Source organism: Endobacterium panacihumi (genome assembly GCF_050847465.1).
Lineage (GTDB): Bacteria > Pseudomonadota > Alphaproteobacteria > Rhizobiales > Rhizobiaceae > Neorhizobium > Neorhizobium panacihumi.
Genome location: NZ_JBOZRA010000008.1, coordinates 110,567 through 127,896 on the forward strand (window position 1 = coordinate 110,567; position 17,330 = coordinate 127,896).

Annotated in this window: 17 protein-coding genes; 6 read left to right on the forward strand and 11 right to left on the reverse strand. The window is 59.3% G+C overall.

The window, feature by feature from the left end:
• Window positions 1-97 precede the first annotated feature (97 nt).
• The 4 genes from ACRQ1B_RS25425 to ACRQ1B_RS25440 form a co-directional block, all read right to left on the reverse strand.
• Window positions 98-2,437, reverse strand: a complete 2,340-nt coding sequence (locus ACRQ1B_RS25425; RefSeq protein ID WP_432296915.1) for an LPS-assembly protein LptD — start codon at window positions 2,435-2,437, stop codon at window positions 98-100.
• Entirely contained in the window at window positions 2,437-3,525 is a 1,089-nt protein-coding gene (gene lptG / locus ACRQ1B_RS25430; protein ID WP_432297051.1) for an LPS export ABC transporter permease LptG, read from the reverse strand. The genes ACRQ1B_RS25425 and lptG overlap by 1 nt, the downstream gene beginning before the upstream one ends.
• Complete coding sequence (locus ACRQ1B_RS25435; protein WP_432296916.1) at window positions 3,525-4,697, reverse strand: LptF/LptG family permease; 1,173 nt, start codon at window positions 4,695-4,697, stop codon at window positions 3,525-3,527. The genes lptG and ACRQ1B_RS25435 overlap by 1 nt, the downstream gene beginning before the upstream one ends.
• 82 nt (window positions 4,698-4,779) lie before the next feature.
• The gene (locus ACRQ1B_RS25440) at window positions 4,780-5,586 is read right to left on the reverse strand and encodes a phosphatase PAP2 family protein (protein WP_432296917.1); all 807 of its coding nucleotides are present in this window, start codon (window positions 5,584-5,586) and stop codon (window positions 4,780-4,782) included.
• 214 nt (window positions 5,587-5,800) lie between these two features.
• On the opposite strand from ACRQ1B_RS25440, the gene ACRQ1B_RS25445 reads away from it, so the two are divergent.
• Window positions 5,801-7,291 (forward strand): leucyl aminopeptidase, encoded by a 1,491-nt coding sequence (locus ACRQ1B_RS25445; RefSeq protein ID WP_432296918.1) that lies wholly within the window; start codon window positions 5,801-5,803, stop codon window positions 7,289-7,291.
• A 4-nt stretch (window positions 7,292-7,295) separates the two neighbouring features.
• The gene (locus ACRQ1B_RS25450) at window positions 7,296-7,742 is read left to right on the forward strand and encodes a DNA polymerase III subunit chi (RefSeq protein WP_432296919.1); all 447 of its coding nucleotides are present in this window, start codon (window positions 7,296-7,298) and stop codon (window positions 7,740-7,742) included.
• Window positions 7,743-7,751: 9 nt separating this feature from the next.
• On the opposite strand, the gene ACRQ1B_RS25455 is transcribed toward ACRQ1B_RS25450, so the two are convergent.
• The 6 genes from ACRQ1B_RS25455 to ACRQ1B_RS25480 form a co-directional block, all read right to left on the reverse strand.
• A complete protein-coding gene (locus ACRQ1B_RS25455; protein ID WP_432296920.1) occupies window positions 7,752-8,627 on the reverse strand; it encodes a polysaccharide deacetylase family protein in 876 nt (291 codons plus the stop codon).
• Between the two features lie 74 nt (window positions 8,628-8,701).
• Window positions 8,702-8,989: a type II toxin-antitoxin system RelE/ParE family toxin gene (locus tag ACRQ1B_RS25460; RefSeq protein WP_432296921.1), complete on the reverse strand. Its 288-nt coding sequence runs from the start codon at window positions 8,987-8,989 to the stop codon at window positions 8,702-8,704.
• The gene (locus tag ACRQ1B_RS25465; protein ID WP_432296922.1) at window positions 8,989-9,294 is read right to left on the reverse strand and encodes a CopG family ribbon-helix-helix protein; all 306 of its coding nucleotides are present in this window, start codon (window positions 9,292-9,294) and stop codon (window positions 8,989-8,991) included. The genes ACRQ1B_RS25460 and ACRQ1B_RS25465 overlap by 1 nt, the downstream gene beginning before the upstream one ends.
• A gap of 72 nt (window positions 9,295-9,366) precedes the next feature.
• Window positions 9,367-11,409: a prolyl oligopeptidase family serine peptidase gene (locus tag ACRQ1B_RS25470; protein WP_432296923.1), complete on the reverse strand. Its 2,043-nt coding sequence runs from the start codon at window positions 11,407-11,409 to the stop codon at window positions 9,367-9,369.
• A 195-nt stretch (window positions 11,410-11,604) separates the two neighbouring features.
• Window positions 11,605-13,491 (reverse strand): ABC-F family ATP-binding cassette domain-containing protein, encoded by a 1,887-nt coding sequence (locus ACRQ1B_RS25475; protein WP_432296924.1) that lies wholly within the window; start codon window positions 13,489-13,491, stop codon window positions 11,605-11,607.
• Between the two features lie 55 nt (window positions 13,492-13,546).
• Window positions 13,547-14,602, reverse strand: coding sequence for a GGDEF domain-containing protein (locus ACRQ1B_RS25480; RefSeq protein WP_432296925.1), 1,056 nt, complete (start codon window positions 14,600-14,602; stop codon window positions 13,547-13,549).
• A 230-nt stretch (window positions 14,603-14,832) separates the two neighbouring features.
• Between ACRQ1B_RS25480 and ACRQ1B_RS25485 the strand changes: the two genes are divergently transcribed.
• The 4 genes from ACRQ1B_RS25485 (at window position 14,833) to ACRQ1B_RS25500 (ending at window position 16,805) form a co-directional block, all read left to right on the forward strand.
• Window positions 14,833-15,522 (forward strand): glutathione S-transferase family protein, encoded by a 690-nt coding sequence (locus ACRQ1B_RS25485; protein WP_432296926.1) that lies wholly within the window; start codon window positions 14,833-14,835, stop codon window positions 15,520-15,522.
• Between the two features lie 102 nt (window positions 15,523-15,624).
• Window positions 15,625-16,047, forward strand: a complete 423-nt coding sequence (gene ndk, locus ACRQ1B_RS25490; RefSeq protein ID WP_112728489.1) for a nucleoside-diphosphate kinase — start codon at window positions 15,625-15,627, stop codon at window positions 16,045-16,047.
• Window positions 16,048-16,185: 138 nt separating this feature from the next.
• Complete coding sequence (locus ACRQ1B_RS25495) at window positions 16,186-16,419, forward strand: type II toxin-antitoxin system Phd/YefM family antitoxin (protein WP_432296927.1); 234 nt, start codon at window positions 16,186-16,188, stop codon at window positions 16,417-16,419.
• Window positions 16,416-16,805 carry a type II toxin-antitoxin system VapC family toxin gene (locus ACRQ1B_RS25500; protein ID WP_432296928.1) on the forward strand — a complete coding sequence of 130 codons (390 nt, stop codon included), beginning with the start codon at window positions 16,416-16,418 and terminating at the stop codon, window positions 16,803-16,805. Before ACRQ1B_RS25495 ends, ACRQ1B_RS25500 begins: the two co-directional genes overlap by 4 nt.
• A 17-nt stretch (window positions 16,806-16,822) precedes the next feature.
• Here ACRQ1B_RS25500 and ACRQ1B_RS25505 read toward each other — a convergent pair whose 3' ends face one another.
• A complete protein-coding gene (locus ACRQ1B_RS25505; RefSeq protein ID WP_432296929.1) occupies window positions 16,823-17,287 on the reverse strand; it encodes a molybdenum cofactor biosynthesis protein MoaE in 465 nt (154 codons plus the stop codon).
• Window positions 17,288-17,330: the final 43 nt, after the last annotated feature.

The window sequence follows — 17,330 nt, forward strand, 5'->3', positions numbered from 1 at the left end:
AGGCCCGTTTGCGTCCCCATATCACACCAGATATCCGCTTGTACAACGCATGCGGCGAAACAATGACGTTCCGCCGCACGATCTCGTGTTCTTTCGATCAATTGGTGTCGTCGAGATCCGTCGAGCCGATCTCGATGTCGCCGAGCGTCCTGAATGTCAGGCGCGCGGTAATGGCCCAGTCGCTTGCCGTCGTGCTGTTCGGTTCGTCCGAATAGGCAAGCGTGAAGATCGTGCATTCGTCGGCATAGGTGAAGCCCAGGGCACGACGGATAACTTCTTCGTCCTTCAGGTCCCAGGTCGCCGTTCCGGCGAGAGACCAGTTCTCGTTGACACGCACGCTGGCTGAAGACTGCAGATATTCGCCGGAATTGACCGCACCGTAGTCCGGCTGCGGCTCGATCTGCGTATAGATCATGCTGGCCGAGAAACGCGGCTGCGCATAGCTTATCGACGCGTCGGTCCGCTGCAGATCGAAGTCACGGTTGTCGAAACGGCCCTGAGCAGCAAGGGTCAGGCCCTGCGGCAGGTCGATAGCGGCCATGGCGACATAGTCGGACGTATCGCTTTCGAGACCGGAATAGGCGCCGGCATTGACGAGGTCGGCACTGGCATAGGAGTTTTCGCCACCCAGATGGTAGGACTGGCCGAAGATGCCACGCAGGCCGATGCCGCTGTCAAAGTTGCCGGTATAACGGATACCGACATTGGCACGGGTGCCGCCTTCGATGCGGTCGTAACCTGAGAACTTGTCGCGCTCGAACAGATTGCTGGCGTCATACACCATGCTCTGCGCGTCTTCGTTCGGCAGTCCGCCGGCCTTCTGCTCATTGTTGCGAACGAACAGCTGTGCGATCGGCTCGATCACGTGGCTGCTGGTGGGCGTGGTCATCAGGATCGGGTAACGCGCTTCAAGGCCGAGCGTGGCCATGTAGCGGGAAGCGGCACCGGAATCCTCGAAATTGCCGGCATAGTTTATACCGGCCAACTCCGGCGACGAAGCCGTATGGCGACCAAGATCGCCACGCAATGCAGCCAATGGCGTCAGAAGCAGACCGCTTTCCATATTGTAGGTGCGCTTCCACTCCACTTCCGTGGTGAAGCGGCTGTAGCTGCCGTCCAGGCCGCGGAAACGCGGCACATTGCTGCCGGGTTCGAGGTAGTAGTCGCTGTTGCGGCGCGAGGTATTGGTCAGGTTCATGCGCACCGAAAGTTCGCCGCCAGCCACCGGTTCCGGTGCAATATACTGGTAGTCGAACGACGGATAGACGATCGCTTGTCTGCGTTCGGTATCGGAATTGTCGGGCAGATCCTGAATGTCGAAATAATAGGCCCTCAGGTCGAAGTAATTGCGCTCGCCGAGGCCGCGCAGATAGACTTCGTTGGTGTAGACGTCCTCGTTCACGCCTTCCAGGTCATAGGTATTCGAAAAATTGTTGTCGCTCTGGAGCATGGCCTTCCAGCCAAAGGTCCAACGCGGGTTGATTTCGAACTTGCCTTCGCTGGCCGCCATGAAGCGCTGATCATTGTTGCGGTCGGCAGTGCCGGCGTCGAATGCACCGGAATCCTTCTGGTCGATCCAGCCGAATCGCAGGATGTGCGAACCCGTTTCGAAGCGGTTGCGCACTTCACCCTCAAGCAGCAGGCCCTGATTGGTGTAGTAGGTCGGGCTGAGCGTTGCATCCATGCTCGGCGAGAAGACGTGGTAATAGGGCACGGTCAGGCCGAAGCCCAGCTTGTCGTCCATGCTCATGCGCGGGAAGAGGAAACCCGACTTGCGCTCGACCGTATGATCAGGAACCTCGATGAAGGGCAGGTAACCGATCGGCATGCCGAACAGTTCGAATCGGGCATTTTCCAGCCGGATCGTTTTCTTCTGGCCGTTCTGGATGACGCGCTGCGCCTTGACCTGCCAGAGCGGCGCCTTGCCGGGCTTGGCAACGCAGGGCAGACAGGCGGTATAGACGCCGTTGTGCAGCACCATCAGCTCGCCCGGCAGACGCTCGGCGCTTTCACCGGCCATGCGGGTATTGTCCGGGGTTTCGACTCGCAGCGAGTTGACAAAACCCTGGCCGAAATCGTCGGTCACATCCAGCTGGTCGGCATAAACGCGGTTGCCCTCGGGATCGATCAGCTCGATATCGCCATTGGCCATGACGCGGCCGGTGGCCTGGTCATATTCCACACGCTGCGCAACCATCCGGTAGCGATTGTAATAGATCTGTACGCCGCCGGTTGCGGTAACCTTCTGGGCGTCCTTGTTATAGGTAAGCTCGTTCGACCGCAGCAGCATCTTTGCGCCGTCGGCAGCCTCGGGGGCGAGAGCAGGGGTCTGTGCATTCGAAATAGTCGGGGGAGCAATGGCAATTGCGCACACGGCCACGCCTGTCAGCAGGGCCATGCAAAGCCGTCTGATATTCCCGCGGTCTGTTACCGCCACTAGCCATCCTCCTGATGAAGCAGAATTGTTGCCCCCAACGCCATGGCCACGATCACCGGGATCCAGACAGCGACGAAAGGAGGAACCACCCCGCTGCTACCGAATGCCTTCACGAGTACCGTGACGACATAAAGCACGAAGCCGCAAACTATGCCACCGAGAATCACCGAGCGCGACTGCGCCATACGGCTAAATTTCAGGGAAACGGTAGAAGCGATCAGCGTCATTGCCACCAGAAGCAGCGGCAAGGACAGCAGGGAGTGAAATTGAGTTTCGAGACCCTTGGTGGAAATTCCGAAGGAACGGGCGACTTCGATCTTTTCGGAAAGATCAAAGAAAGCAACGTTTTCCGGCTTCTCAAGGCTCTCTTGAAGAAATTCCTGTTTGATATTGGTACGCACTTGCGCCGTCTCGATACGCGCGGGCGGCGCATCCGATCGGGTTTCCAGTACGTTGTTAAGAAGCCAGTAACCATTTTCCAACTTAGCTGTCGCGGCGTCCTGTCTCAGGATGACGCGGGCGTCCTTGTCAAAATGGAACAGCACCACGTCCGACATGGTCAGCGTGTCCTGCTGGAAGCTTTTGGCGCCGATGATCGTGTCCGCACCGTCACTGATCTGGCGGATCCACGGCAGGAAGTTCGAAGCGCGAGCCTGGCCACTCGATTCGCGCCAGGTCGATTCGAGCGATGTCGACTGTTTCAGTCCCCAGGCGGAGAGGGGGCTGATCACGCCGACGGTAAAGACACCGAGCAGGAAGGCGCCGGCCACAAACGGCATGGCGAACTGCCAGACGGACAGGCCGGCGGCACGGGTGACCACCAGTTCGGAGCGGCGATTGAGCGCGATCAGCGTCGTCATGCCGATGAACAGCGACAGCGTCGGGATGGTCTGCTGCAGGATCGACGGCACGCGCATGGCGGTGATGCCGAGCGCGCCATACAGCGTATAGCTCGCCAGTGCCGACATGCGGCGGTTGGTTTCGCTGAAATCGGCAAGGAAGATGATCGCCGATACACCGAGGAAGAACCACATGGCGGTGATGACATAGCGTTTGAAGAAATAACGGCCAAGCGTGGAGAACAGCATCATGCGCCTCCCGTCTTGGAGCGCACGGCCGTCACGCGGCGCAGCAGCTTGCTATAGAGATTGCCGACAGCGTCATTCCAGGCATTGGGCAATTTCATCTGCCGCTGGCTCATCAGCATGTAGATGGCCAGCAGGCCCGGCAACAGCGGCGGCGCATAGACCATCCACATGTTGGCATTGGTGTTCTTTGCCATGTTGGTCAGCGAAAAACCGAGCCAGCGCATGGCAAAGGCAATGATCAGAGCCAGTACCATGGGGTGCAGGCGGGCGCGGCGGTGCGAGCGCGCGCCGCCGACGATGACTAGAGCAATCAACGCGTAGGAGAGCGGATAGATCCAGTCGGACATGCGGCGATGCAGTTCGGAATGGAAGCTGCCGGGTGATTCCATGTAATATTTGTCGGTCGGATCGGGCTTCAGCAGGAAGTCGAGATTGCGATCGCCGGCGTAAACCGGCGCGCGTCCGGTCGATTCGGCCATGGATGACAGGTCGAAGGCGTAGGACAGGAACTTGATCACCGAAACACGGCCATCCGGCGTCTTGCGGTGAACTTCACCGTTGCGCATGGTCAGCGTCGTGCCGGCTTCATCGATCGAGCCTTCGCGCGCGTAATAGATCATCTCGAAATTCGGATCGCGATAATCGACGAGGAAAAGCCCCATCAGAATGCGGCCGGAATGGCGCTCCGAAATCTGGACGTAGAGATTCGGCTCGATGCTGCGGAAAGTCTTTTCCTCGATGACCGAACCCAGAAGGTCGGCATAGGCTTCCGCGACCATTTCGCGTGCTTTGACGCGTGCCGGCGGCTCGACGAAATTGGTGATGACGAACGAAAACAGCGCGGTCAGCGCCGCAAGCAGCAGCACGGGCTTGTAGAGCACGGAACGCGGCGATCCGGCTGCATCGATCACCGGCAGCTCCGAATCGTTGTTCATCGCGTTCAGCGTCTGGGTGATGCCGATCACCAGCGCAAACGGCATGACGACCGGAATGATCGTCGGCAGGATGAAGGATGCGAGCGTTGCAAACGAGCCGATCGACTGGCCGGTATCGGTCACAAGATTGATTCGTCCCAGCACCTGGATCGTCCAGATGATCGCCAGGATCGGCAACAGCGTGGCCAGAAACATCTGGAACGTACGCCGCAATATGTAGGACTCGATAAGCTTCATGCCGACCTGATGATGACTCGATACGCCCGTCGGCGTCGCCAAGCTCTAAGGGATAAGAACGCCGATGGCGACAGTTATCCGTTCACAAAACTGTCGAATGAGCACGTTTTTTTTCGCTCTGTGTCATTTCGAAATACGCCGTGACACCGGCATAGACCACCGCGGACAACAGGAAGCCGAGCAGAGCGTCGGAGAAATAGTGCCCGCCAAAGGATACGCGCAGTGCCGGCGAGACGAGCGTGATGGTAATGAGAGGCGGTGCCACCAGCATTCTGTAGCGCGAAGGCACCAACAGGATCAGGCAGGCAACCCAGCCAGCACCGGCTGCCTCGCCGGAAACGAAGGAGCAGTTGTTGTAACACGAGCCATTAAAAGAGCCGGCGGCGGAAAACACCCGTTCCCCGCCGAACATGTCGGTTTCGTAAGGCCTTGGCCGGCCGGAAATCGATTTGAGGATCAGATTGACGAGCAGGTAGGGTCCGGAGATCAGTGTGATCAGCGCGATCCAGCATCGTCTTGTGGTGTCTACACAATAGGTTGCGCCATGGTGCTGGAGATTGCGGACCAGCACGATGATCAGAACGACGGCAAAGAAGGCAGGCATATAAAAAAGCACGCGCCGCGCGGTCTGAAGTGTCACATCGTTCGAAAGGGGAAAGAAGCTGCATATGTCGGCAGTCTTGTTGGCGGCGATGCAGAGCGATGGGTCGAAAAAAGCCTCGGCGATCTGGACGTCGATCTGCGGAAAAGCATGAAACAGTGCCAACAGGCAGAACCAGAGCGTGGAAAGAATAAGGAACCAGCCTTTTGCGCCGGTCATCCACGATGTATTGACCTTTGCTGGAGCGGAAAAGGCAAATGCCCGTCGCTTCGCTGGTGCTTGCTCCATGTGCCTCCGGTCGTTGCTATATGGTCGCCTGTAGAGATCCTAACTGCTATTAGGGGTTGATGACAAGATTGAGACGGTGCTGCCGTGATCGGTTATGTTGACGGCACAAGCGGCGCTCTTGCATCACCTGCCGAAAAGGCCATGATTGCGCCTTTTCGAGGCCGCAAGGTCACCCATCGAATTGCTTGTTTGAAGATTACCCACCGGAGAAGACATGCCCGCTAAATTCCAGATATCGTTTGCCAAAACCGCCCGTGCCGATGGTGGTATCGCTGTTCTTCTGAAACTGTCCGGCGACCAGCCGCCGGCGGGCGCTGCCGATGCCGATCCGGCCGGTGTTTATGCCAAGGCGTCCACCGTTGGCGAGTTCAGTGGAAAGTCCGCGAGCGTTCTCGATATCGTTGCGCCCCACGGTTCGCCTTTCGACAGAATCACCGTCATCGGTCTCGGCAAGCCTGCGACGCTCACCGCCCATGACTGGCTGCGGGTTGGCGGCATTGCCGCAGGCTCGGTCAAGACCGGCTCGAAGCTCGCGATCTATATCGATGCGCCCGGTATCGCGATGGACGGCGAAAAGGCTGCCAATCTGGCGCTTGGCATGCTGTTGCGTGCCTACAGCTTCGACAACTACAAGACGAAAAAGAAGGACGAGGACGACAAGTCCGCCAAGGCGGTGAACGTCACCATCGTCACCGCCGATCCGGCCGCAGCCAAGGCCGCTTTCGTGGCCGCACAGGCGGTTGCCGATGGCGTCAATCTGGCACGCGAACTCGTCAACCTGCCGCCGAACGTGCTCGGTCCGGTCGAATTCGCGGCCAAGGCCAAGGAACTGGAAAAACTCGGTGTCGAGGTCGAAATCCTCACCGAGAAGGAAATGAAGAAGCTCGGCATGGGAGCGCTGCTTGGCGTTGCTCAGGGTTCGGTCAAGCCGCCGCGCATCGCCGTCATGCACTGGAAAGGCGGCAAGGCCAAGGAACAGCCGGTCGCCTTCGTCGGCAAGGGCGTCACCTTCGATACCGGCGGCATTTCCATCAAGCCGGGCGCCAGCATGGAAGACATGAAGGGTGACATGGGCGGTGCCGCCGCCGTCACTGGCCTGATGCACACGCTCGCCGCCCGCAAGGCCAAGGTCAACGCCATCGGCATTATCGGCCTCGTGGAAAACATGCCGGACGGCAATGCCCAGCGCCCGGGTGATATCGTCACCTCGATGTCTGGCCAGACGATCGAAATCATCAACACCGATGCCGAAGGCCGCCTCGTTCTGTGCGACGCGCTCTGGTATTGCAAGGAAACCTACAAGCCGCGCTTCATGATCAATCTGGCGACACTGACCGGTGCCATTCTTGTGGCGCTCGGCAATCTGCATGCCGGCCTGTTCTCCAACAATGACGAACTGGCCGGTCAGCTTTTGGCCGCCGGTGAAGAGAGTCAGGAAAAGCTGTGGCGCATGCCGCTGTCGAAGGATTACGACAAGATCATCGACTCGCGTTTTGCCGACATGAAGAACAGCGGCGGCCGCCATGCCGGTTCGATCACGGCGGCGCAGTTCCTTCAGCGTTTTGTCGGCGACACGCCTTGGGCGCATCTCGATATCGCCGGCACTGCCATGGGCTCACCGTCGAGCGAGATCAACCAGTCTTGGGGTTCGGGTTACGGCGTGCGTCTGCTAGACCAGCTTGTGCGCACCAATTTCGAAGCCTGATTCCATGACCGATGTCCTGTTCTACCACCTGACCGATTCGAAGCTCGAAGAGGCGTTGCCGTCTCTTCTGGAAAAGAGCGTCGAGCGCGGCTGGAAAGTGGTGGTGCAGACCAGAGCCGAGGCGCGTCGAGATTTTCTCGACGCGCATCTCTGGACCTTTCGCGACGACAGTTTTCTGCCGCACGGAACGGATGCGGGCGAGATGGCCGAGGCGCAGCCGGTGCTGATCACCGCGGAAGACGGCAATGCCAATGACGCGACTGTGCGTTTCGTTGTCGATGGCGCCGAGCCGCCGCCACTCGATCCTTATGAACGCGTCGTCTTCATGTTCGACGGTTATGATACCGAACAGCTTGAGGGCGCCCGCGCCCAATGGAAGCAATTGAAGGGCGCCGGCCACGCGCTGACCTATTGGCAGCAGCAGGAAGGTCGCTGGGTGAAGAAGGCCTGACCGGTTGGATCAGGAGCGATCGATCCCGGTATCCTCCTGAAGGCTCGCCGACAGCATCGGCGCTCGCGATCCGCCATAACGCAGCGCCACCACCTTGTAGCCCTCCGCTTTCAGCTGTGTCAGCAGGGCCGGCAACATGGCCGCGGTGCGATTATGGATATCATGCATCAGGATGATGCCACGGCCATGCCGGCGCAGTTCGGCCATGGTGCGGGTGGCGACGGCAGCCGGCGACACACCGAAATAATCCTTCGAATCGATCTGCACATCCAGAACCACCATCTGGTGGGCCGCTACCCAGTGGCGCATCGTACCGCTGTCGGAAAGGTATGGGAAGCGGAAGAAATTGGCGTCGGTGCGGGTGGCGGCGCGCACGGCATCGCGGCCCCGGTTGATCTCGGCGATCGCCTCGTCGACGGCAAGCCTGCGCAGATCGGCATGACGGAACGTGTGACTGCCGATCGTGTGACCGGCATCGACCACCTGACGGGCGATTTTCGGATAGGCCTTTGCCATTTCCCCGACCATCAGGAAGGTCGCCTTGACCTTGAAGTCGTCGAGCGTGGCAAGGATGCGTTCGGTCTTTTTCGGCACCGGACCATCGTCGAAAGTCAGCACGACTTCCTTGTCGCGCAGCTTGAAATCGGCAAGCGCGTTGACGGTCAACGTGCGGCCTGAAAGCGCGCCCGGATGTCCCATGCGGCCCCAGGCGGCCGGTGTCAGTGCCACGGGCGATTTTGAGTCGTTCTTCGTTTGAAGCGTTCCTGACGCGTTGCCGGCGGCGAACGCCGTTTTCAGCGAACCGCCTTCCGTTACCGGCTTGCCGGCGCAAGAAGACAGAAGGCAGGCAAAGATAGTGGCGGCACACAGGACGCGTACGGGCATGAAAATTTCTCGACGACGGATGACACGGGAATCGGTGTGCCGTCATCTTTCGTCGAACATGGTTAATGCGTGGTTTATTCCGCACGTGGAGAGCGTAACGCGCGTGCGTCCCAGACGCGCAGGATTTCTATTCGATCGGCCTGCAAGCGATAGAGAATGAGAAACGGCGTTTTTGCGATGACCAATTCACGGGTCCCGGGCAGCGCGCCCGGTCTGCCCGCGTTTGGATTATCCCTCAAGAGGTTCTCTGCCTTCAGGAAGCGAAGCCGTGCATACCGGGCCCCTTCAGGGAAAACCGAACTGTAATATTCTTTCATCCACCGCAGATCACTCCTGGTCTGTGGCAGATAAACGATCTGCATCAGGACTTACGGCCTTGCCGAGGTTTCAAAGCGATATCCGGTTCGGGGGCAGGGCGCTCGTTTTCCGTCCCCCAGGACGAAATCCAGTCAGCCATTTTTTGACTGGAGATGAAAACGCCTTCATCTGCAACCGCGATGGCCTGCTCAAGCTGTGCGCGCTTTTCTGTCTGGCTTGCCAGATAAATCTCGATGGCAGCATCGACAATTTCCGCTTCCGTTTGATCGCTCGCAACCGCTTCTGCATCGAGGCGGGCCCGGATTCCAGGCTTCAGGCGAAGGGATTGGTCTTTTAAGCGGTCGCCCATGCTAGCACCTCGTGAAGTGACACATCCAGGATAGTGTATCTCCACGAGGCGAACAACTGCGGGGAAGGGCGCTCAGTCTCTCATGATCGTCTGTCGCAAGAAGCTGTGCCCGAGGGCCTGCCTCGTCGCCATTTCCCCACTGTCACCTGCACCGCCGTGACCGCCTGAGCCGAACTCGCGGAAATACGGCGTATGCCCGGCCTCTATCAGCCGATTGGCGAACCGCCGCGCATGCGAGGGGTGGACGCGGTCGTCATTGGTCGAGCTTTCGATATAGACCGGCGGATAGCTGATCTCGCCGGCCGACTTCACCTGATGCAGCGGCGAATAGGTCAGCATCGCCTCAAGTTCTTCCGCGACTTCGGGATTGCCGTATTCGTCCATCCAGGCCTTGCCGGAGGGGAAGAGGTGGAAGCGCGACATGTCGATCACCGGCACCGAGGTCCAGACCGCGCCGAAATCCTGCGGGTAGCGGGTCAGCATGACCGAGGTCAGAAGGCCGCCATTGCTGCCGCCGTTGCAGGCGATGCGCGACGGTTTCGAATATCCGCGTTTGACGAGGTCGCGCGCCACCGCGACGAAATCTTCAAATGCCTTGTGGCGGCCCTTGCCCTTGGCGACCTTGTGCCAGTCCGGCCCCAGTTCGCCGCCGCCGCGGATATAGGCCTGAACAAAGCCGCCACCTTCGGAGAGCCAAAGCCCGTAGGCGCCGGAATAGACCGGCGACAGCGATACTTCGAAGCCGCCATAGGCATACATCAGGATCGGCAGTTCACCTTTGGTCCAGTTTTTCGGCAGCACGATGTGATAAGGCACCTTGGTGCCATCTTCCGACGTCGCCTCCAGCAGTTCGGACTGCATGCCATCAGCATCGAAAAAGGCGGGCGAAGAGCCGATCGGCACCAGTTCCGGCTCGGCTGAATGGTCTCTGAGATCGAGCCGGTAGGCGCTCGAGGGCAGAAGAAACCCCTGTCCGATGACGGTGAGGATTTCCTCGCCCAGTGTCAGGTCGGCGTCGAGCAGGCGATAACCGATGCTCTGCAAACCTTCCGGCAGAACCAGCTCTCGCGGCTCGGCCTCCGGTTTGGTGAGGTCGACCAGAAACAGTTTCGGCTGCATGCGATCGCTGACGACAAAAACCACCCAGCTCTTCAGGACGGAAAACTGCGAGACCGATTGCCCGTCCTTCGGCGAAAACAGCACGCGGGCCTTGCCGAGCGGTTCGGCGGCGAATGGTGAGAACTCCTGCAGGATCAGGCTGCCGGTCGGATACCGTTCGTCCGTTTTGGCGTGCCACACGGCGTGGGTGTGGTTGAGGTCGACATCCACCTCGGTCGGCAGGTCGAGGCGGCGGAGATTGCCTTCAATGTCGCGGATCTCGATGGCGATGTGGCCAATATAGACAATACGTGAGTAGATCTCGATCTTGCGCTCATCGGGCTTGCCGCCCCAGAAGGCCGGATCGATGAAACCGGCTGTGCCGGTAATGTCATCCTTGCCGGCCTCAAAAAGGATCGGAGCATCTTTCGGCTCGACGCCGCGTTTCAGCGAACGGGCCACCCGTGGCCAGCCGGAGCGTGTGGCCGAATTTTCGTCGATCGAACCGAAATAGGCGATCTCGTCAGGCGCAATCCAGCTGGCATGGGCGCGGGTTGCCGGCGTATCGAAACCGCCTTCGACAAAGCTTTTCGCCTCGGTATCGAATTCCAGCAGCCGTACCTGATCCGAACCGCCATCGGACAGGATCAGCAGGACGCGGGTGGGCTCGTAAGGGGATGTGACGGCGCCGGAATAGATCCAGCGTTTGCCTTCCCTGGCGCAGAATGCATCGAAATCGAGCACCGTTTCCCAGGCTGCTTCTGGCTTCGGCTCCTGACCAACCGGTAGACGCCGCCACAGGCCGAGTGGATTGTCCTTGGAGCGATGGAAATCGAACAGCCATTGGCCGCGCCGTGTCGGCACGATCAGTCGGTCATCGCGCTCGATCATGGCTTTCAGCGCATCACGGTCCTTCTCGAATTCGGGCGTCCTGAATGTTTCGTCGAATTGTTCGTTGCGATCAGCAACGAAGGCGAGCGTCTTCGGGTCGTTGTCGTTTTCGAGATACAGATCCATCAAAGGCCTCCTCTTGCGTGAGGCCTTTACCTAGGGATGTGGGGAGGGCGGGACAACCCTGCCTGTCGTCATGCTCGGGCCAGTCCCGAGCATCTGCTGCGGCTCTTTCTCGCGATGGGATCAGATCCTTGGGACAGCCTTGGATTAAACCCGGGGGGCAAGGATGACGAATATCGAGCGCTTCGCAGGGACGGCTTACCCTGCCATCGCCTCTTCATATTCGGAGGACAGCATCAGCCATTCCTCTTCCGCCGTCGAAAGCTTGGCCGCAGCCTCGCCACGTTCCTTGGCTTTCTGGGCTGCCTTGGCAGGTGCCTTTTCGTAGAGCGCCGGGTCCGCAAGTTCTTTATCAAGACCTGCGATCAGCTTCTCAAGCTTGGCCGTCAAAGCTTCGATTTCGTTGATCTTTTTCTTGAGAGGCGCCAGCGAGGCGCGTTTTTCCGCATTGGCCTTGCGCTGGTCCGCCTTGTTGACCTGCTCGTCGGCTGCCAGTTGCGGCTTGTCGTCCTTCTTGCGGCCGGCAGCAATGATCAGGTCGCGATATTCCTCAAGGTCGCCCTCGAACGGCTTGACCGTGCCCTCATTGACCAGCCAGAGCCGGTCCACGGTCGCCTCGATCAGGTGGCGGTCGTGAGAAATCAGGATAACGGCGCCGTCGTAATCGTTCAGCGCCTCGATCAGCGCGCGGCGGCTGTCGATATCCAGATGGTTGGTCGGTTCGTCGAGGATGAGCAGGTTTGGCGCATGGAAGGCGGCGAGGCCCATCAGCAGACGTGCCTTTTCGCCACCGGACAGATCCTTTGCAGCCGTCGCCATCTTTTCGGTCGCAAGGCCCATCTGCGCCACGCGGGCGCGTACTTTTGCTTCCGGCGCATCCGGCATCAACCGGCGCACATGGTCGACGGGCGACTCGTTGGGGATCAGGTCGTCCAACTGGTGCTGCGCGAAAAATCCGATGGACAGCGACGGCGCCAGCTTCATCTCACCGCCGTCGATCTTCAGACGGCCGGAAATCAGCTTGGCGAAGGTGGATTTGCCGTTGCCGTTGGAGCCGAGCAGGGCGATGCGGTCATCGGCATCAATGCGCAGGCTGATGTTTTTCAGGATCGGCTTGCCGGATTCATAACCGACGCCACCCTTGCTGATGGCCACGATTGGCGAAGCCGGCTGCTTTTCCGGCTCTGGAAAAGTGATTGGCTGAACGTAATCCTCGACCACGGCGGACACCGTCCCCATACGTTCCAGCGCCTTGATGCGGCTCTGCGCCTGCTTGGCTTTGGACGCCTTGTAGCGAAACCGGTCGATATAGCTCTGGATATGCTTTCTGGCGGCGTCGCTTTTCGCTTTCGCCTTCATCTGCAATTCGTCGTTTTCGGCCTTCTGGCGTTCGAACTGGTCGTAACCGCCGCGATAGAAGGTCAGCTTCTGCTGGTCGAGATGGACGATCGAGTTGACGGCGTTGTTCAGCATGTCGCGGTCGTGGGAAATCACGATGACCGTGTGCGGATAACGCCGAACGTAATCCTCCAACCACATCGTGCCTTCAAGGTCGAGATAGTTGGTCGGCTCGTCAAGCAGCAGCAGGTCCGGTTCGGCAAAGAGAACAGCGGCCAAAGCCACGCGCATGCGCCAACCGCCGGAAAACGAGGAGGCGGGGCGCAACTGTGCTTCGGCATTAAAACCGAGGCCGGCCAGAATGCTGGCGGCACGGGCTTCCGCCGAATGGGCGTCGATATCGACCAGCCGCATCTGGATTTCGGCAATGCGGTTCGGATCGGTCGCCGTCTCGGCTTCAGCCAGAAGCGCGGTGCGCTCCTTGTCGGCGGCCATGACGATGGTGATCAGCGAATCTTCCGTGCCCGGCGCTTCCTGCGCCACCTGGCCGATGCGGGCGTTCTTGGGGATCGAGACCGAGCCGCTTTCCGAAGCCATGTCACCGGTGATGATCTTGAACAGCGTCGATTTACCCGCACCGTTACGGCCCACAAGGCCCGCCTTGGAGCCGGCCGGAAGCGTGACGCTGGCATGGTCGAGGAGAAGGCGGCCGGCAATGCGGGCGGAAAGGTCGGTAATCGTGATCATGGCGGCGGTTTTGGCTGAAACCGCCGTGCCTGACAAGACGTCATGACAAAGTGATTTACGCGCGTGCCGTGCGTGCCACAGCCTTGCCGCCGCCGATCACCACCGGCTGGCGCGGATTGGCAAGCGCGCTGTCCAGCGCCACGGCGGCGCGGCTGCGCAATTCCTGCGGCGAATGCGCGTCATCGGTCAGCGAAACACCGATCGACAGTTCCATCGGCATCACGGCCGGCTTGTTGTCGTCGGCAATGAGTTGCAGGCCGTTGATGATCGAGTTGTTCAAGCGATCGGCAATGGCGCCGACACTTTCCTGGCCGACATTGTCGAACAGGAAGGCGAATTCGCGCGGGCCGATGCGGGCGACAAAATCGTTCTTCTTGATGGTATTGCGGAAGATCGAGGCGGATTTTTTGAGAACGCGGTTGCCTACCGTATCATTCGGTACCTGTGTGATATCGAACAGGCGGTTGAGCGACACGATGAAAAGGGCGGTGCGGCGGCCTTCGGCTGTTGCCGAATACAGCCCTTCCAGCCGCTCGGACAGCGCGATGTGGTTCGGCAGCGATGTCAGCCGGTCGCGCAGCGATGCTTCTCGGGCCGAAGATGTCGCCTTTTCGCTGGCGGCCAGCTTTTCGGCGCTGGTTTTCAGCGCCGTCGTCAGTTCGGTCTCGGCGGTCATCGCCTCGCTGATCGAACTCGTCAGATATTCGATCTCGGAAAGCACGTCGGAAATCTTGCCGCTGCTATCACTGCGCAAACTGCGCGCCACGGATTCCAGCGCGCGGGCAAAAGTCTGCTTCTGGGAAACGCCGCGCGCCACCTTTTCGGACAGGCCGGCAATCAGCTCGATATCTTGGCGGCGGGTGACGTTGGCGGAAAGGCCCATGAAAGACGGAAGCCGGTGACGAAGACCGATTTCATCGAGCATGATCTGTGTCGGCGCTGTGGTCAAACCCATCACATCACGGGTGAGGGCGGCATCGCCGCCGGTGATTGCCTCGTGAAACAGTTCATAATTGCGCGGCAGTCCGGCCACGTCCAGCCGTGCCATCTGCTGGCTCACCGCGAGCAATATCCTGTTCTTCGGTGCCGTTTTTGCTGCCTCTGCCGACATGCCTGTCTCTCGGTTCTCGTGTCCTTCTGCGTGTGAAGCTCATTAAAATACACGAGTTTTAACATCTTCTGAAAAACGTGATTGCCACTTCGATTGAGGGTTAACAGGGCGTGGACGGGCGACCGGAAAATTCCCATGGGCACCCGTGAATGGTTGACATGAAAAATCCTGACTGGATTTTTCGATCGTGCTGCGCTCCCATGTTGGCAGATAACGGAGAGGGACCCAGCATGACACGCATTCTCTACACATTGAGTGGCAGCGACCATGAGCGGCCGTTTTCACCCCATTCTTGGAAAGTGGTGATGGCCCTTGCCCACAAGGGGCTGGATGTCATCGAAAAGCCGACGGCCTTTACCGCCATCCCGGCGCTGGAAAACGGCTTTTCCAAAACCGTGCCGATCCTGCGTGATGGCGACAGGCTGGTGTCGGACAGTTTCGATATCGCCCTTTATCTGGAAGAGGCTTATCCTGATCGCCCGACCCTGTTCGGCGGGGAGGGCGGCAAGGCGCTCTCGCGGTTTGTCGAGCGTTTTTCGCAGTCGACACTCCATCCGGCGGTCACGGCGATTGCAGTCTCCGATATCCACGACATGTTGGCCGACGAGGACCAGCGCTATTTCCGCAGCAGCCGCGAGGCCTTTCTCGGGCGCACGCTCGAAGAAATGCGCACCGGCCGTGAAGCCGCCATCGCCGCCTTCGCCCCGAAACTCGAGCCCTTGCGGCAGATGTTGAAATACCAGCCTTTCCTTGGCGGCGAAGGCCCGCTGTTTGCCGATTACATCCTGTTCGGCGCACTGCAATGGATGCGCATCACCGCTGGCGCCGACGTTTTTGCACCCGGCGATCCGGTTTCGGCCTGGTTCGAACGCTGCCTTGACCTTCATCAGGGGCTCGGGCGGCGTGTGACAGCCGCATGAATTTGGCGCACCTTCGATGAACAATGACGCCAACCCCCTTGTTTCCGGCGCTTGGGGCGGGTAGATACCGCCCACTTTTCCGCAAAACAAAGGACCAGAGACATGGCGATTGAACGCACCTTCTCGATGATCAAGCCGGACGCAACGAAGCGCAACCTGACCGGCGCCATCACCAAGGTATTCGAAGACAACGGCCTGCGCATCATCGCCTCCAAGCGCGTATGGATGTCGACCCGCGAAGCCGAAGGCTTTTACGCCGTTCACAAGGAACGCCCGTTCTTCGGCGAACTGGTTGAAGGCATGACGTCTGGCCCGACCATCGTTCAGGTTCTGGAAGGCGAAGGCGCCATCCTGAAGAACCGCGAAATCATGGGCGCGACCAACCCGGCCAACGCCGACGAAGGCACGATCCGCAAGCAGTTCGCCCTGTCGATCGGCGAAAACTCGGTTCACGGTTCGGACGCTCCGGAAACCGCCGCGCAGGAAATCGCCTACTGGTTCGCAGAAACCGAAATCGTCGGCTGATTGCCGGATCTGGTTTTGAACTGATGGAAGAGCCGGTGCGCGAGCGCCGGCTTTTTATGTTTATACGGTTCCTCTTGCATCTCTGGATTGGTCGCGAGAAATTTGCTATCTTAGTCAAGTTAGCTAAGGAGCGCGCAAATGCAGGTTACGATCCACGCTGCCAAGACCAATCTTTCAAAGCTGATCGAGCGTGTGCGTAACGGCGAGGAAATCGTCATTGCCAAGGGCAAGACGCCAGTTGCCCGTATCGTCCCGATTGCCGATGGTGGCTTTAAGATCGGCATTCTGAAAGATGAGGCATTGGGAAACGCCCCGGATTTTCTTGAGCCCATGTCCGACGAAGACCTCGATCTGTGGGAAGGCCAATCGTGAATGCGCTTCTTCTCGATACCCATACATGGGTTTGGTCGCTCACGGGCGATAGACATCTTTCAGATGCCGCCACGAAAGTCATCCGTCAGGCTGATAGCGTCTGGGTAAGCCCGATCAGCTTTTTTGAAATTGGTCAAAAGGTTCGTATCGGAAAATGGCCGGAGATGGAGGCCTTGGTTGGCGACTTGTCGCGACTGCTTGAAGAGCAGCGCGGACGAATTGCATCCATAACGCCAGAAATATCTTTGAAGGCAGGTATCATAGCGTGGGAGCACCGTGATCCGTTTGATCGAATGATCGCGTCCACGGCTCTGCAGGCTTCCATGCCGATTGTGTCGGCAGACCAAATCTTTGATACGCTCCCCGGAATCAAGCGCATTTGGTAAAACGCTGCGCTGCGTAATTACGACCACTTGTCCCGCGCGCTGTCATCGGCATCTTTTGCCGCCACCCAGTCGCGCGCCTTGCCATCCTTGCTGTGTTCCTTCTTCCAGAAGGGCGCCGATGTCTTCAAAAAGTCCATGACGAAATTGGCGCCGTCGAAAGCCGCCTGCCGGTGTGGCGAGGCTGCGATGACGAGCACGATGTTTTCGCCCGGTGCGATCTTGCCGAAGCGATGCACGGCGGTGAGCCCCATGAGGTCGAAACGCTCGATGGCAAGGTTTGCGATACGGCGCATCTCGGCTTCCGCCATGCCCGGATAATGTTCCAGTTCCAGCGCCGACAGCGTGTTCTGTTCGCCACGGCAGAGGCCGACGAAGGAGACGACGGCGCCGATATCGGTGCGGCCTGCGGTCAGCGCGTCGATTTCGGATTGCAGATTGAAGTCGTCGGATTGGACGCGGATTGTGGGGATAGGGGTCGTCATCGGTCGTCTCCGTGGAATTGCGTCGGGTATGCCGCAACCTATC

Coding starts and splice junctions, on each gene's coding strand:
- ACRQ1B_RS25445 (WP_432296918.1), top strand. CDS start 5,801: ATGCCCGCTAAATTCCAGATATCGTTTGCCAAAACCGCCCGTGCCGAT.
- ACRQ1B_RS25465 (WP_432296922.1), bottom strand. CDS start 9,294: ATGGGCGACCGCTTAAAAGACCAATCCCTTCGCCTGAAGCCTGGAATC.
- ACRQ1B_RS25475 (WP_432296924.1), bottom strand. CDS start 13,491: ATGATCACGATTACCGACCTTTCCGCCCGCATTGCCGGCCGCCTTCTC.
- ACRQ1B_RS25460 (WP_432296921.1), bottom strand. CDS start 8,989: ATGCAGATCGTTTATCTGCCACAGACCAGGAGTGATCTGCGGTGGATG.
- ACRQ1B_RS25495 (WP_432296927.1), top strand. CDS start 16,186: ATGCAGGTTACGATCCACGCTGCCAAGACCAATCTTTCAAAGCTGATC.
- ndk (WP_112728489.1), top strand. CDS start 15,625: ATGGCGATTGAACGCACCTTCTCGATGATCAAGCCGGACGCAACGAAG.
- ACRQ1B_RS25435 (WP_432296916.1), bottom strand. CDS start 4,697: ATGAAGCTTATCGAGTCCTACATATTGCGGCGTACGTTCCAGATGTTT.
- ACRQ1B_RS25440 (WP_432296917.1), bottom strand. CDS start 5,586: ATGGAGCAAGCACCAGCGAAGCGACGGGCATTTGCCTTTTCCGCTCCA.
- ACRQ1B_RS25450 (WP_432296919.1), top strand. CDS start 7,296: ATGACCGATGTCCTGTTCTACCACCTGACCGATTCGAAGCTCGAAGAG.
- lptG (WP_432297051.1), bottom strand. CDS start 3,525: ATGCTGTTCTCCACGCTTGGCCGTTATTTCTTCAAACGCTATGTCATC.
- ACRQ1B_RS25485 (WP_432296926.1), top strand. CDS start 14,833: ATGACACGCATTCTCTACACATTGAGTGGCAGCGACCATGAGCGGCCG.
- ACRQ1B_RS25455 (WP_432296920.1), bottom strand. CDS start 8,627: ATGCCCGTACGCGTCCTGTGTGCCGCCACTATCTTTGCCTGCCTTCTG.
- ACRQ1B_RS25470 (WP_432296923.1), bottom strand. CDS start 11,409: ATGGATCTGTATCTCGAAAACGACAACGACCCGAAGACGCTCGCCTTC.
- ACRQ1B_RS25480 (WP_432296925.1), bottom strand. CDS start 14,602: ATGTCGGCAGAGGCAGCAAAAACGGCACCGAAGAACAGGATATTGCTC.
- ACRQ1B_RS25505 (WP_432296929.1), bottom strand. CDS start 17,287: ATGACGACCCCTATCCCCACAATCCGCGTCCAATCCGACGACTTCAAT.